The organism is Lysobacter yangpyeongensis (assembly GCF_042655745.1).
Lineage (GTDB): Bacteria > Pseudomonadota > Gammaproteobacteria > Xanthomonadales > Xanthomonadaceae > Agrilutibacter > Agrilutibacter yangpyeongensis.
On the sequence record NZ_JBHSNM010000001.1, the window covers coordinates 517839 to 533542 of the forward strand.

7 protein-coding genes are annotated in these 15704 nt (G+C 69.0%); all 7 read left to right on the forward strand.

All coding sequences use genetic code 11. The annotated features are described in order from the left end of the window. Nucleotides 1-91 precede the first annotated feature (91 nt). The 7 genes from ACFPN1_RS02410 to ACFPN1_RS02440 are packed head-to-tail and all read left to right on the forward strand — an operon-like array spanning nt 92 to nt 15674. Complete coding sequence (locus ACFPN1_RS02410) at nt 92-6649, forward strand: amino acid adenylation domain-containing protein (RefSeq protein WP_386752663.1); 6558 nt, start codon at nt 92-94, stop codon at nt 6647-6649. Next, complete coding sequence (locus tag ACFPN1_RS02415) at nt 6646-9957, forward strand: non-ribosomal peptide synthetase (RefSeq protein WP_386752665.1); 3312 nt, start codon at nt 6646-6648, stop codon at nt 9955-9957. The genes ACFPN1_RS02410 and ACFPN1_RS02415 overlap by 4 nt, the downstream gene beginning before the upstream one ends. 37 nt (nt 9958-9994) lie before the next feature. Next, complete coding sequence (locus tag ACFPN1_RS02420; protein ID WP_386752667.1) at nt 9995-10789, forward strand: alpha/beta hydrolase family protein; 795 nt, start codon at nt 9995-9997, stop codon at nt 10787-10789. Then, nucleotides 10786-11628 (forward strand): alpha/beta fold hydrolase, encoded by an 843-nt coding sequence (locus ACFPN1_RS02425; protein WP_386752668.1) that lies wholly within the window; start codon nt 10786-10788, stop codon nt 11626-11628. Before ACFPN1_RS02420 ends, ACFPN1_RS02425 begins: the two co-directional genes overlap by 4 nt. Beyond that, entirely contained in the window at nt 11625-13373 is a 1749-nt protein-coding gene (locus ACFPN1_RS02430; protein WP_386752670.1) for a glucosamine inositolphosphorylceramide transferase family protein, read from the forward strand. Before ACFPN1_RS02425 ends, ACFPN1_RS02430 begins: the two co-directional genes overlap by 4 nt. A gap of 32 nt (nt 13374-13405) precedes the next feature. Next, nucleotides 13406-14920: an oligosaccharide flippase family protein gene (locus ACFPN1_RS02435; RefSeq protein ID WP_386752672.1), complete on the forward strand. Its 1515-nt coding sequence runs from the start codon at nt 13406-13408 to the stop codon at nt 14918-14920. Nucleotides 14921-14924: 4 nt separating this feature from the next. Beyond that, nucleotides 14925-15674 carry a YdcF family protein gene (locus ACFPN1_RS02440; RefSeq protein WP_386752674.1) on the forward strand — a complete coding sequence of 250 codons (750 nt, stop codon included), beginning with the start codon at nt 14925-14927 and terminating at the stop codon, nt 15672-15674. Nucleotides 15675-15704: the final 30 nt, after the last annotated feature.

Genomic DNA, 15704 nt, shown 5'->3' on the forward strand with positions numbered 1-15704 from the left:
GCCTCTGAATGCCGGAAGGACGCGATCGAAAATACCTCACCAAACGCCGGTTCTTGCTTTCGGGAGCAAGTACGGGGGAACGGGAAGTGGCATGAACCAGCGATCCGACAGCTCTTCACCGCGCGATCTTCCTCCCGAGGGGGCGTGCATCACCCAGCAGATCGAGTATCAGGCGGCGTTGCGGCCGGACGCCATTGCCGTGACCTGCGATGGCGTGGGGTTGAGCTATCGCGAGCTCAACAGTCGCGCCAACCAGCTCGCGCACCGGTTGCGCCGACTCGGCGTCGGTCCGGAAACCCTGGTTGCCATCGGTCTCGAGCGCTCGCTCGAGATGGTGGTCGGGCTGCTGGGCATCCTCAAGGCGGGTGGCGCCTACCTGCCGGTCGACCTGGCGTATCCGCGCGAGCGCGTGCAGTTCATGTTCGAGGATGCGCGCCCCACGGCGCTGCTGACGTCGAACTCGCAGCGCGAGGCGTTGCCGGCCACGGACGTGCCGACTCTGCTGCTCGACGACGCTGCCGAACTGGCTTCCGAGCCGACGCACGATCCCGCGCCGCTCGCCACGCTGGATAACCTCGCCTACGTCATCTACACCTCCGGTTCGACCGGGAAGCCCAAGGGCTGCCAGGTCACGCACGACAACGTCGCGCGACTGTTCACGGCCACGCGGCACTGGTACGGCTTCGGTCCGGACGATGTGTGGACGTTCTTCCATTCGCATGCGTTCGACTTCTCGGTGTGGGAGATCTGGGGCGCACTGATCCACGGCGGACGCGTCGTCGTGGTGCCGTACCTGGTCAGCCGTTCGCCGGAAGCCTTCCACGCGTTGCTGGTGCGCGAAGGCGTCACCGTCCTCAACCAGACGCCGACCGCCTTCCGCAACCTGATCCATGCCGATCTCGCTTCGGGAACGCCGCCGTCCGCGCTTGCGCTGCGCTACGTGATCTTCGGTGGCGAAGCGCTCGAGCTGCAGATGCTGCGTCCATGGTTCGAGCGTCACGGCGACCGGCAGCCGCGCCTGATCAACATGTACGGCATCACCGAAACCACGGTGCACGTCACCTATCGCCCGATCGGCCTGGACGAGCTCGACCGCAACGCGGGCAGCGTGATCGGCGAACCGATTCCCGACCTGCGCCTGTTCGTGCTCGACACGAATCTCGTGCCCGTCGCCACCGGCGAAGTCGGCGAGATCCACGTCGGCGGTGCCGGCGTTTCGCGCGGCTACCTCAACCGGCCCGAACTCACCGCCGAACGCTTCTTCGACTGGACGGCGCCCGACGGAGCGCGCGTGCGCCTGTACAAGACGGGCGACCTCGCGCGTCCGCTGGCCGATGGCGATCTCGAATACCTCGGGCGCAGCGACCACCAGGTGAAGATCCGCGGCTTCCGCATCGAGACCGGCGAGATCGAAAGCGTGCTCGCGCGGCACCCCTCGATCCGCGCATGCGCGGTGATCGCGCGCAACGATCTCGGGGAAGGCGATGCGCGACTCGTGGCCTACGTCGTTCCCGCGGCGACGCGCGTGTCGCAGACCGAGTTGCGCGAACATCTGGCCGCCAGCGTGCCGGACTACATGATTCCCGGTGCATTCGTCGAACTCGATGCACTGCCGCTGACGGAGAACGGCAAGCTCGACCGGCGCGCGCTGCCCGCGCCCGCCCGGCAGCGCCCGGAACTGGTCTCGGACTACGAACCGCCGGTGGGCACGCTGGAAACCCTGCTGTGCCAGGCCATGGGCGAACTGCTGGCGATCGACACGGTCGGCCGCCACGACAACTTCTTCGAGCTCGGCGGCGACTCGATGCTCGCGACGCGCCTGCTGCAGCGTGTCGCGCAGGCGCGCGAGCCGGGCAGCGTCATTCCGACGGCCCTGCTGTTCCGCAATCCGACGGCCGCCGCGCTCGCGGCGTCGCTGGAAGGGCGCGATGCCGCCGATATCGATCCGTCACGGTTCGCTTCCGCGTATCGCGCGGGCCATGCGGCTGCGGACGAGCCGATCGCCATCGTCGCGATGGCAGGCCGCTTCCCGGGCGCGGCGGACGTCGAGGCGTTCTGGCGCAACCTGTGCGAAGGCCGCGACACCATCACCTTCTTCGCCCCCGATGATCTGGATCCGGCGGTCGGCGCGCAGGAACGCAACGATCCGGCCTACGTGCCCGCGCGTGGCGTGATCGACGGCGTGGAGCAGTTCGACGCGGCGTTCTTCGGCATCAGTCCGCGCGAAGCGGAGCTGATGGATCCGCAGCAGCGGATTTTCCTGGAGCTTGCCTGGGAGTGCATGGAGCGCGCCGGCCATGTGCCGGATGCCTCCGGGCCGGTCGGCGTCTTCGCCGGCATGTTCAACGCCAGCTATTTCCAGCGCCACGTGGCGGCGCATCCCGAGCTGATCGAGCGCGTCGGTGCTTTCCAGGTGATGCTCGACAACGAGAAGGATTTCATCGCCACGCGCGTCGCGCACAAGCTCGGCCTGACCGGTCCGGCGATCAGCGTGCATACGGCCTGCTCGACGTCGCTGGTGGCGATCTGCCAGGCGGCGGACAGCCTGCGGCTGGGGCAGTGCGACATGGCGCTGGCGGGCGGCATCACCGTCACGTGTCCGCCACGCAGCGGCTATTTCCATCAGGAAGGCGCGATGCTGTCCCCGGACGGCCACACCCGTCCGTTCGATGCCGACGCCGGCGGCACGGTGTTCAGCGACGGTGGCGCCGTCGTGCTGCTCAAGCGGCTCTCCGATGCGCTGGCCGACGGCAACCATGTGTTCGCGGTGATCCGCGCCGGCGCGGTCAACAACGACGGCGGCGGCAAGGCGAGCTTCACCGCGCCCAGCAGCGAAGGGCAGGCGGCGGTCATCGCGATGGCCCACGACCGGGCGCGCATCGATCCGCGCAGCATCAGTTACGTCGAGACGCATGGCACCGCCACGCCGGTGGGCGATCCCATCGAGATCGAAGGCCTGACCAGGGCGTTCCGTCGCCGCACCTCCGATGTCGGCTTCTGCCGGATCGGATCGGTGAAGAGCAACGTCGGCCATCTCGTCATCGCCGCCGGTGCGACCGGCGTCATCAAGACGGCGCTGGCGCTGGACCAGGGGCGCATTCCCGGCACCGTGCATTTCAGGGCGCCCAATCCGTCGATCGACTTCGCCGGTTCGCCGTTCGTGGTGAATGCGACGTTGAGCGAATGGCCGGCCGCGGACGGGCCGCGGCGCGCGGGCGTGAGTTCCTTCGGTGTCGGCGGCACCAATGCGCATGTCGTGCTGGAAGAAGCGCCCGAAGCGCCAGCCTCCGAGCCGGCGGAGGGCCCGCAGTTGCTGGTGCTGTCCGCGCGCACGCCCGCTGCGGTCGCGCGCGCCGCGACGCGCCTGGCCGATCATCTGGAGGAGCACGCGGACGCCAACCTCGCCGATGTCGCCTGGACGCTGGCCGAAGGTCGCAAGGCGTTCGCCCATCGCATCGCGGTCGTGGCGGACGATGTCGCCGGTGCGGTGACGCAATTGCGCAGTCCGGAAACCGCCGCGGCCGCGGCGCGCACCAAGCCCGCGCGCGCCAGCGACGCGGTGTTCCTGTTCCCGGGGCAGGGGGCGACGTACCCGGGCATGGGCCGTGCGCTCTACGAATCCGAGCCCGCGTTCCGGATCGCCTTCGACGACTGCGCCGATGCGCTGCGCCAGGAGCTCGGCTTCGACCTGCGCGAACGCGTGTTCTCCGACGATCCCGAGGCGCTGCTGCCGACCGCGATCATGCAGCCGGCGACGTTCGCGATCGAATACGCGCTGGCGCAGTTCTGGATGAGCCACGGCCTCGCACCGGCGGCGATGATCGGCCACAGCGTCGGCGAATTCGTCGCGGCGACGCTCGCCGGCGTGTTCGCCTTGCCCGATGCGCTGCGACTGGTGGCACGGCGCGGCGCGCTGATGCAGGCGCAGCCCGCCGGCGGAATGCTGTCGGTGCGCATGCCGCTCGACCGGCTGATGGCGCAACTGACCGACGATCTCTCGCTCGCAGCCGAGAACGCGCCCGGCAGTTGCGTGGTATCGGGACCGCACGAGGCGATCGCGCGCTTCCAGGCGCAACTGGAAGCCGAGGGCGTCGCCTGCCGCGCGTTGCGCACCTCGCATGCCTTCCATTCGCGGATGATGGATCCGGTGGTCGCGCCGTTCCGCGCCGAAGTCGCTGCGCTGACGCTGTCCGCGCCGCGCATTCCCATCGTCTCCACGGCGAGTGGCGACTGGCTCGATGCGGCGAGCGCCATGTCGCCCGATTACTGGGCCGCGCACCTGCGCGAACCCGTGCGTTTCGCCACCGCGCTGGGCCGCGTGCTGGACACGCCCGCGCGCGTGCTGCTCGAAGTCGGCCCGCGCACCACGCTCGCCTCGCTGTCCCGGCAGCATCCCGGCATGCAGCAGCACCATCTGGTGGCGGTCGCTTCGCTGGCCGATGCGCCTGCAGCGGAACTGACGAGCCTGCGTCTGGCGACGGGGCAGTTGTGGGCGCGTGGCGTGGCGATCGATCCGGCGATGTTCGACCGGCGCAACGTGCGTGCGCGCGTGCTGCTGCCGACGTATCCGTTCGAGCGGCAACGCTACTGGGTCGAAGCCGCCACCGCGCCGGTCTCGAATGTGGTCCCGCATCCCGCGCTGGCCGCGGCCCATGTCGTGGAAACGGAGCAGGAGACCGTTCCCGCCGAGGCTTCGTCGTCGGTCGGGGAGGACGGCTTCGCGCGGCTGACGGAGCGCTTGAAGGACCTGTTCCAGGAGACGGCCGGGTTCGATCTCGCCGATGCCGACGTCGACGCGAATTTCATGGAGCTCGGCCTAGACAGCCTGATGCTCACCCAGGTGTCGCTGCAGTTGCAGAAGGCATTCGGCGTGAAGATCAGCTTCCGTCAGTTGATGGGCGAATGCAGCAGCATCGGCAGCCTGGCGAGGGTGCTCGAACAGGCGATGCCGGCAGAAGGCGGACAGCGCGCCGCGGCGCAGGCGGTGCGGCAGGAAAGCGCTCCCCGCGACGTCGCGACCTCCGCGGAATCAAACGCCGCCCCGTCGCAGGTCCAGTACGACGTCAAGAAGGCCTTCGGCGCCATCGCCCGCATCGACAACAGCGGCGGTATCGCGCTGGACGCGCACCAGCGCGAGCGCCTGGATGCCTACATGCAGCGGTACGTGGCGCGCACGCGCCAGTCCAAGGCGTATACCGGCAGGCATCGCCAGCACCTGGCCGATCCGCGCGTGGTCAACGGGTTCCGCCCGCTGACCAAGGAGATCACGTATCCCATCGTGGTCGAGCGCTCCAAGGGCTCGCATCTGTGGGACCTGGACGGCAACGAATACGTCGATGCGGTCAACGGATTCGGCATGAGCCTGTTCGGCTGGCAGCCGGATTTCGTGCTGGCCGCCATCAAGGAACAGCTCGACCGTGGTTACGAGATCGGTCCGCAGCACCCGCTGGCCGGCGAGGTCACGCAACTCGTCTGCGAACTCACCGGGCACGAGCGCGCGGCGCTGTGCAACACCGGTTCGGAGGCCGTGCTGGGCGCGCTGCGCATCGCGCGCACGGTGACCGGTCGCGACACCATCGTCGTGTTCACCGGCGCCTACCACGGCATCAACGACGAAGTGATCGTGCGCGGTACGCGCGGATACGCCGCCGTGCCCGCGGCGCCGGGCATCCTGCGCAACACCTCCGAACACGTCATCGTGCTCGATTACGGCACGCCCGAAGCCCTGCAGGTGATCCGCGAACGTGCGCACGGGATCGCCGCGGTGCTGGTGGAACCCGTGCAGAGCCGGCGTCCCGGCTTCCAGCCGATCGAGTTCCTGCGCGAACTGCGGCAGGTGACCACGGACGCCGGCGCGCTGATGATCTTCGACGAAGTGGTCACCGGATTCCGCTCGCATCCCGGTGGCGTGCAGGCGCTGTTCGGCGTTCGTGCGGATATGTGCACCTACGGCAAGGTGATCGGCGGCGGTTACCCGATCGGAGTCATCGCCGGGCGTCGCGAATGCATGGATGCGCTCGATGGCGGCCACTGGGATTTCGGCGACGACTCGCTGCCAACGGTTGGCGTCACCTATTTCGCGGGTACGTTCGTCCGGCATCCGCTGGCGCTGGCGGCTGCGCGCGCGGTGCTCGGACACCTGCGCAGTGCCGGTCCGCAACTGCAGGAAACGTTGGGCGCCAATGCGGCCGGCATGTGTGCGGCGCTCAATGCGATCTGCGCCGAAACCGGTGCGCCGATCGAAGTGCGCCATTTCGCGTCGGTCTGGAAGATCGTCTTCCTCGAAGAGCACCCGTTGCAGGATCTGCTGTTCGGGATGATGCGCCTGCGGGGCGTGCACATCCTGGAGAACTTCCCGTCGTTCCTCACGACGGCGCACAGCGCGGCGGACATCGCCGCGATCGTGCAGGCATTCCGCGAATCCGTGCTGGAACTGCAGGCGGCCGGTTTCCTGCCGAGTCGCGCCGCCGCGCTGCCGGCGGATGTCGACGCGGCGACTGTCGCGCCGGCACCGGCGGAAGTCGTTGTCCTCGACGCACGCCGTCCCGTCGTGCCGGGGGCACGCCTGGGGCGCGGACCCGATGGCCATCTGGCGTGGTTCGTTCCCGATCCCGATCGCGCCGGCAAGTTCCTCAAGGTGGGTACATGAATACAGCCGCGCCACTGCAGTCCGTGCCGACCTATGAGCCGGTGGACTACGACCCGTTCGCCGGTGGCGAGATCGCGCTCGTCGTTCCGACCACGGAATCGCAGCGCGAGATCTGGCTTGCCGACCAGTTGAGCGTCGAAGCCTCGCTGGCGTTCAACCTCTCCGAATCCATGCGTTTCAGCGGCACGCTCGATGTCGCCGCGCTGCAACGCGCACTGCAGGATCTCGTGGATCGCCACGATGCCCTGCGTTCCTGCCTGTCGCCCGATGGTCAGGTCCTCGCGGTGCTGCAACGCTTCGAGGTTCCGCTACCGATCGTGGATCTGGCGGGGCAGGATCCGGTGCAACGCGAGCGCGGCATGGCCGAGCGGCTGCGCGCCTCGGTCGAAACGCCGTTCCCGCTCGATGCGCCGATGTTCCGCGCGGAATTGCTGCGCCTGGGCGCAACCGACCACCTGCTGCTGCTTTCCGCGCACCACATCGTCTGCGATGGCTGGTCGTGGTGGGTGCTGGTGCGCGAACTGGGCGCGCTGTACGGCCTGTACGCGGGTGCGGGTAGCCAGGCGCCGCCATTGCCGGCCGCGTTCGCCGACTACGCCATCGCCGAGGTCACGCGGCAGGGCGATGCGGCACACCAGGCCGACGAGGCGTACTGGGTGGCGCGGTTCCGCGACGGTGCGCCCGTGCTGGAACTGCCGACCGACCGCACGCGCCCCGCGCTGCGCAGCTTCGCTTCCGCGCGCGCGGATCACGTGCTCGACGAAGCGCTGTTCGCCGCGCTGCGCCGCCTGGGCGGGCGCCACGGGGTCAGTCTTTTCGCCACGTTGCTGGCCGGGTTCTCCGGCCTGTTGTCGCGCGTGACCGGGCAGCGTGACGTGATCGTCGGTATCCCCGCAGCAGGCCAGCCGGTGGCGGGCAGCGACGATCTCGTCGGCCACTGCGTCAACACGCTGCCGCTGCGATTCGACATCGATCCGGCGGCACCGTTCGCGCAGTTGCTCGCCGACGCGCAGGGCACGCTGCTCGATGCTCTGGAACACCAGCAGATCACCTTCGGCACGCTGTTGAAGAAGTTGCGGATTCGTCGCGATCCGGCGCGCATGCCGCTGGTGAGCGTGCTGTTCAACCTCGACCAGGCGCTGGACCACGAGAGCACGGCGTTCCACGGTCTGGCGATGGAGTTCGACAGCAATCCGCGCCGCTTCGAGACTTTCGAGCTGTTCGTGAACGCAGTGCAGGTGAAGGGGCAGCTGCGACTGGAATGCCAGTACAACAGCGACCTGTTCGACGCGGCGACCATCCGCCGCTGGATGCACGCCTACGAGGTGCTGCTGCGTGCGGCGGTGGAACGCGAAACCGCCCACTTCGCCGGCCTGCCACTGGTCGATGCGCAGGCGCGACTGGAACTGGATGCCCTGCAGCCGCCGCGCACGGATTTCGATCGCGGGTGCCGGATGCACCAGTACTTCGAGCGGCAGTGCGATCGCACGCCCGCGCGGATCGCATTGCGCGCCGGCGCGGTCGCACTGAGTTATGCGGAACTGGAGGCGCGGGCCAATCGCATCGCGCACATGCTGCGCGGGAACGGCGTGCGGCGCGGCGCGCTGGTCGGCCTCGCGGTCGATCGCGGTGCGGACATGCTCGCGGGGCTGCTGGGCATCCTCAAGGCGGGCGCGGGCTACGTGCCGCTGGATCCGCAGTTCCCCTCCGAACGCCTCGCCTACATGGCGGCGGATGCGGGCCTGGCGATGCTGTTGACGACCGCGGAGTACGCACCGCGCTTCGACCTGCGCGGCCGGCCCATGCTGCTGCTGGATGAACATGCGACGCAGCTCGAAGCCGCGCCGGCCAGCCGACTGGAAGCCGACGCCGGCTCGGCGCAGCCCGAAGACCCGGCGTACGTCATCTACACCTCGGGCTCCACCGGGCGTCCGAAGGGCGTCGTCGTGCCGCATCGCGCGGTCTCCAACTTCCTCACCAGCATGCAGCGCGAGCCGGGCCTGGACGCGTCCGACCGCCTGCTGGCCATCACCACGCTGTCCTTCGACATCGCCGTGCTGGAACTGCTGCTGCCGCTGTCGGTCGGCGCGCAGATCGTACTGGCCGACCGCGAAACCGTGGGCGATGGTGTCGCGTTGCTGGCATTGCTGGAGAACAGCCGCGCCACGGTGATGCAGGGCACGCCGTCGAGCTGGCGCTTGCTGCTCGATGCGGGCTGGGCCGGTTCGCCTGGCTTCAAGGCGCTGTGCGGCGGCGAACCCATGGCGCCCGATCTCGCTTCGCAGCTGCTGTCGCGCTGCACCTCGTTGTGGAACGTCTACGGACCGACCGAAACCACCGTGTGGTCGACCTGCGCACGCATCAGCGCCGGTGAAGGTCAGACGCCCGATGTGCACATCGGCCGGCCGATCGCCAACACCACCGTCTGGATCCTGGATGCGCGCGGCGAACTGTGTCCGTTCGGCGTTCCCGGCGAGATCTGCATCGGTGGCGAAGGTGTCACCAAGGGTTACCTCGATCGCGCCGAACTCACTTCCGAACGTTTCGTCGCGGATCGTTTCAGTGCCGCCACGGGCGACGGTCAGGCGCTGCTGTACCGAACCGGCGATCGCGGTCGCTGGCGCGCGGACGGCAACCTCGAGCACCAGGGGCGCCTCGACCACCAGGTGAAGGTGCGCGGCTACCGCATCGAACTGGGCGAGATCGAAGCCAACCTCGCCGCACGCGCCGAGATCGCGCGGGCGCTGGTGATCGTGCGCGAGGACCGCGCGAACGACCAGCGCCTGGTCGCGTATCTCGTGGCGCAGCCGGGTTCCGCCATCGACGAGTCGGCATTGCGCGCGCACCTGCGCGAACTGTTGCCGGCGTACATGCTGCCGCAGCATTTCGTCGTTCTGGACGAACTGCCGCTGCTGCCCAACGGCAAGGTGGACCGCAATGCGCTGCCGCCGCCCGCGTCGTCCGAGGAGCACATCGCGCCCGCGGAGGCCGCGACGTCGAACGTCGATCCACGCGTGCGCTATCTCGTATCCGTGTGGACCGAGTTGCTCGGAATTCCGGCCGGTCCCGACGACAACTTCTTCGAACTGGGTGGTCACTCGATGCTCGCCGTGCAGATGGCCAGCCGGGTCGAGCGCGACACGGGCCACCGGATCAAGCTGATCCGGCTCGGCGCGGAGACGCTGGCGCAGGTGGCCGCAGGGCTTCCGGAGCCGGCGGAAGAACCGGTGAAGGAGGCACGCGCGGGCGGTCGGTTCGGCAATGGCCTGCGCCGCCTGTTCGGTCTCGCTGCGGGGTCGAATCCGTGAGCGGCCCGCATGCGAAGACGACAAGGAAGCCATTGCGATGAGCGGCGCGGACTGGGATGCCTTCTGGCTCGGGCTGCCGCCGCGCCGCCTGTATGCGGCCCTGCACGGCGCGCCCGGTGCGACCGGCGTGGTGCTCGCGCCGCCATTGCTCCATGAGTTGCCGCGCAGCCGCCGGTTCCTGACCGAAATCGCGGGCGAATTCGCCGCGATGGGATTGCCGTGCCTGCGATTCGACTATCACGGCACCGGGGATTCGGGCGGCGAGGGCGAAGAACTCGATTTCGCCTCCATGCAGCGCGATCTCGATCTCGCCGTGCAGGCACTGCGCGACCGGACCGGCGTGGAGCGCACCGTCCTGTTGGCATGGCGGGGCAGTGCACTGGCGTTGCAGGGCTGGGTGGAACGCGCCGCGGTCGATCTGGTTGTGCTCTGGGAGCCGATCCTCGACGGAGCGCAGTGGTTGCGCGAACTGGTCGAAGGCGACGCGGCCGAACGCGCGCAGCGACCGCCGCCGCGCGCGGGCGTGCCGCGCACCACGAATCCTGCGGACGGGCAGCTGATGGGCTTCGCGGCTTCGCCGCGGCTGCGTGGCGATCTGGACCGGGCGCGCGTGGAAGGCGACATCGCGCGTGGCCGCGTGCCGGTGTGGGGCGTGGTGCGCGCGAGCCCCACCGCGTTGCCGCTGGCACTGGCAAGACAACTGTCGTTGCCCGAAGGCGCGCCGAACTTCAACGTGGCGGCGGCGATGGACGCGACGTTCTTCCTCACGCCGCCGATGCGCGACCTGGTCGGCGAGCTGGGCGTGGCGATGCGCCGCGAGGCCTTCGCATGAGCGTCGTGATCGAACCCGCGCGTGCCGGCACGCAGGCTGCCGTCGAAACGCTGGTGCGCTTCGGTCCGGGCGGGGCGTTGCTCGGCATTCTCGCCGGCCCTGCCGGCAAGGGGCCGGTGCTGCTGTTGCCCAGCGCGGGACTGCAGCCGCGTTCGGGTCCCTTCCGCCTGCACTGGATCCTGGCGCAACGCCTCGCCGCGCAGGGCATCCGCAGTTTCCGCTACGACATTCCCGGCGTCGGCGAGGCGCCGCGCCTGCCCGACTGCGACGCGACGCAGGCGACCATCGCGGCCATCGATCGCCTGGAAGCGCTGCACGGTTGCGGCACGTTCGCCATCGGCGGCATCTGCAGCGCCGCCGATACCGGTTGGGACGCCGCCGTTGCCGATCCGCGCGTCTCGGCGCTGCTGATGCTCGACGGCGTGTGCTTCGGCGGACCCTGGCATCGCTACGCGCGCATCCTCGACCTGTTGCGCCGGCTGCCCAGGGAGTGGCGACGCTTCGCCGGCAAGGCGCGGGGACGGCTGCGCGGTGGCGGCGGGCTGGATTCCAGCGCCTTCCGCAGCTGGCCGACTCGGCCGCAGGCACGCGCCCAGTTCGCGCAGATGCTCGCGCGCGAGGTGCGGATGTTGTGGATCTTCAGCGGCGGATACGCCGATCGCTTCCTGCATCCGCGCCAGTTCGAATGGTCGTTCGGCGCATGCGTGCACGATCCGCGCGTGGCCATGCATTACTGGCCCGACTGCGACCACACCTATTTCGGCAAGGACCAGCGCGAGCGCCTGCTCGAGGAAGTCGTCCGCTGGATGCGTGCCCTGCCGGAGCGGCCATCGCCATGACTGTCGTGCCGTCCGCAACGTCGCTCTATGCGACTCCCGATGGTCTGCAGCGTCCACTGCGCGTGGTGCTGGTGACGCCGCCGCAGGTGCCCGGCTGGGTGCATGCCTTCCATGCACTGGCATCGGGATGCGACTGGCTCGAACCGGTCGTGGTCACGACCGACGATGCCGTACTGCCGCAGGTGGTGAAGGTGCCGCTCGGCCTGCGCGCGTTCATCGCCTTCGAGCATGCGGTGCTCGGCGTCAACCGCAGCCTGGCGCGCGTGCCGATGCTGCAGGCAGCGGCGACGCCTGCGGACGCGGTGTTGCCGCTGCACGAACGTGTCGCGGCTGCGCATCCGGACCTGGTCATCCTGTTCGGGCCCGAAGCCTGGGCGGAATCGCTCGCCCGCCTCGCGCCGCTGGGCTGCTGGCACGCCAGCGGGAGCCTGCTCGACCGGCGCCATGCCGGGTTGTCGCTGGTCGATCCGATGGTGCGCGGCGAAACGGCCACGCAGATCGCCCTGATGCTGCAGGCAGGCGAGGGGGCTCCGCTCGATCTCGCGGCGAGTTGGGGCCGCACGCGCGCGACGTCCTTCCTCAAGCAACGCGAGGATGCCTTCCGCAAGCTGCCCGGGCTGCTGGTGCGCGGCCTGCATCGTCTGGCCGGTGGTTACCTGCGGCCGTCGTCGCATGCGGTGGCGACCCTGCAACTGCCGCCGATGTCGTCGACCGGTGCCATCGCCTTGCGCACGCTCTGGTCGACAGTGCGCTCGTCGCCGCGCTGGCTGACCGGCTGGTTCCGCAACGTCCGCGTGGGCTGGACGCTGGTGCTGCGACTGGGCGGGTTGCCGCTCGATCCCGAGTCGCCGGCGATCGGTTCGCATGCGCTGCTCAAGGCGCCCAAGGGCTGGTGGGGCGATCCCTTCGTCGTCGCTGCAAACGGGCGCAAGTTCGTGTTCGTCGAGGAAATGGCCGATCCCCGTTCGCGCAAGGCCAACATCGCCTGCGTCGAGCTCGTCGCCGGAGGCGCGCAACGGCTCGGTGTCGCGATCGACGAGCCCGGGCATCTGTCGTTCCCCCAGGTCTTCGAATGGCAGGGCACGTGGTACATGACGCTGGAATCGGGATACGACCGGCGCGTCAGTCTCTACCAGGCGACCGACTTCCCGATGGGATGGTCGCGGATCGCCGATCTGGTCACGGGCCGCGTGGCCGTCGATCCGGTGCTGCACCACCACGAAGGCCGGTGGTACCTGTTCGCCAACGTTGCCGAGAACCACAACAACACCTGCGACGAACTGTTCCTGTTCGTCGCGGACCGCCTCGAAGGTCCTTACCTCCCGCATCCGGCTTCACCCATCGTCTGCGACGTGCGGCGTGCACGCATGGCCGGCCGGCTGTTCCGGCGCGGCGGGCGCCTGGTGCGGCCGGGGCAGGACTGCGCCCCCGGTTACGGCAACGCCGTCGTGTTCAACGAGGTGATGGAACTCAGTCCCACGGCCTATCGCGAGCGGGCGCTGTCGCGGCTGGCGCCGCGGCTCGCGCGGATGGTCGATGGCTGCCACACCTACAACGCGGACGGCGGCATCGAAGTGCTCGACATCCTGGGACGCCCGCCGAACGGCACGGCATTCCTGCAGGTGTTCGACGCGCCGGCGTTGCCACCACCATCCAACGTGACCTTCTCCGACCGGTTTGGCATGGCCCGGAACGCTCCCGGCGTTACTTCGCACGGCGCCGCGCACACCGGACCACGGCGGTGAACGGGAACGGATTCCAGAGGGAAACGACAGGGATGAACAGCCAGGCCGACGTGGTACGCGAAGCGGACGGGAGCGCACCCATGACGCGCCGGCGTCCTGGCATCGCCACGCACTATCTGCGCTACTCGTTCTCCAACGGGATGGTGATGCTTGCGGGCTTCATCTCGTTCCCGATCCTCACGCGGTTCCTGGACAACACGCAGTTCGGCATCCTGCGCTACTACGACACGCTGATGCTGCTCGGTGTCGCGGCGCTCAAGCTCGGCACGCCGCACGCGATCGTGCGCTTCTATCCGTACCACGGCGATGCGCGGCAGATGCGCGCCTTCGGCACCAACATGGTGGCGCTGCCGATGCTGCTGTCGGGCGCGTTGTGGCTGATTGCCGCCCTGGCGATGGCGGGGTGGTCGATCCTCGAAGGCCGGTTCTCGCCGCTGTTCTGGTGCGCCTTCGCCATGATCCCGATGCTCGCGGCGGTCAACATCGTGCAGATGGTGGTTCGTGCGAGCGAGCGCTCGGACATCGTGATGGCCACGCGGATCCTCGGGAGGCTGCTGGAACTCGTCCTGGTCGTCGGCGCGGTGATCCTCGTGCAGCACAGCGCGCTGGCCGTGTACGGCGGCAAGATCGCGGCGACGATCGTGCTGCTGGCCTGGCTGGCGTCCTGGCTGTACCGCAACGTGCACTTTGCGCGCGACACGGTCGACCTCGCCGCGGTGAAGGCTGGCCTGATCTACGGCTTGCCGCTGATGGCGCACGAACTGTCCTTCAGCGTCCTGGCCAACATGGACCGCGTACTCCTCAAGCAACTGACCGGCGACTTCGCCGCGGTCGGCATCTATGCGATCGGCTATGCGCTGGCGATGCAGATCAACGTGTTCATCGATGCGACGCTGTCGGAAGCATTCACCCCCGTGGTGATGCGCGCGTACGAGACGGGAGGTGCCGTCGAGGTGCGTGCACTGAAGGAACGCGTTCTGCTGCCGATGACCTACGCCGTCGTGGCGATCATCGCGATGCTGCTGGTGTCGGGCGAGGACATCCTGGTCGCGTTGAGCGGCCCGGACAAGGTCGCCTCGGGCGAGGTCTTCATCGTGGTCGGCATCACCGTGTCGACCTATGCGCTGTTCGCCATCGCCAACTACGGCCTGCAGCTGAAGAAGCGGACCATGCTGGTGCTCGGCATAACCCTGGGTGCGGCCCTGCTCAACATCGCGATGAACTTCATCCTCGTTCCGCGCGTGGGTTACATCGGCGCGGCCTGGTCGACGGCGATCGCCTACGCGGCGCTCTGCGCTGCGCAGTACCTGGTCTGTCCGCGCGGCCTGGCGCGCATGCCGGACGTGCGCGTCGCGGCGCTTTCGCTCGGATGTGCGGCGGTGCTGGTGGGCGTCGCCCTGGGCTCCGATCTGTTCGGCGTGCTCGGCACCTGGATGCGACTGGTCGTGGCGGGCGTCCTGTTCCTGGCGCTGTACGCGCTGCCGATCCTGGCGCTCGACAGCAGGCTCCGCGGCATGGCGCTGGCGCTGCTCAAGCGCTCGCACTAGCCGGATGAAGTGGCTGCTGTCGCCGCTGGCGTGGTTGCTGATTTCGGGGGCGCTCCTGCCGTTTGCGTGGTATTGGCGACGACACATCGCGTTCGCCGTGCTGTGCGCGGTGGTGCTCGCGGCGTTGGTCGTGATGACGCCGCTCGGCGCGAACCTGCTGGCCCGACCCCTGGAGCGGCCCTTCTACGCTGCGGACGGATGTGCGGCGGCGCCACCTGCGGTTGCAGTGGTGCTCGGAGGAGGTGTGGACGCACGGCCGCGCAATGACCAGGACTATTCCGTGCTGAACCTGGCCAGCCGCCGTCGCGTCGATCGCGCGGTAGCGTGGTGGCGCGCCGGCGAAGGGCGCGTGCTGGTGATGCAGGGCGGGGCGCCGCATCGCGGCATTCCCGCGCTTGCGGAATTGATGGGCGCCTATGCGCGCACGCAGGGCGTGCCGGCGCAAGCGCTGCGGCTGGAAGTCCGCTCCGGCGATACCTGGGGCAATGCCGTACACGCGGCCGAACTCTCGCCCCGGTTGCCGCGGCGCGTGGTGCTGGTCACCTCGCTCGTGCATATGCGCCGCGCGCAGACGGCGTATGTCCGCAACGGTTTCGACGTGTGCCCGCTCGGTACGGACCTGCGCCGGCTGCCTTCGCGCATCCCGTGGGCGCTGGTTCCGCGCACGAGCGCATTGGCCAATGCCGAAGTCGCGCTGCATGAGTGGGCGGGGCTGGTGTATTACCGCTGGCGGGCGGACCCGCCAGCGCGGTAAACCCGGTGTTCGAAAAATAAGGCCCCGGAA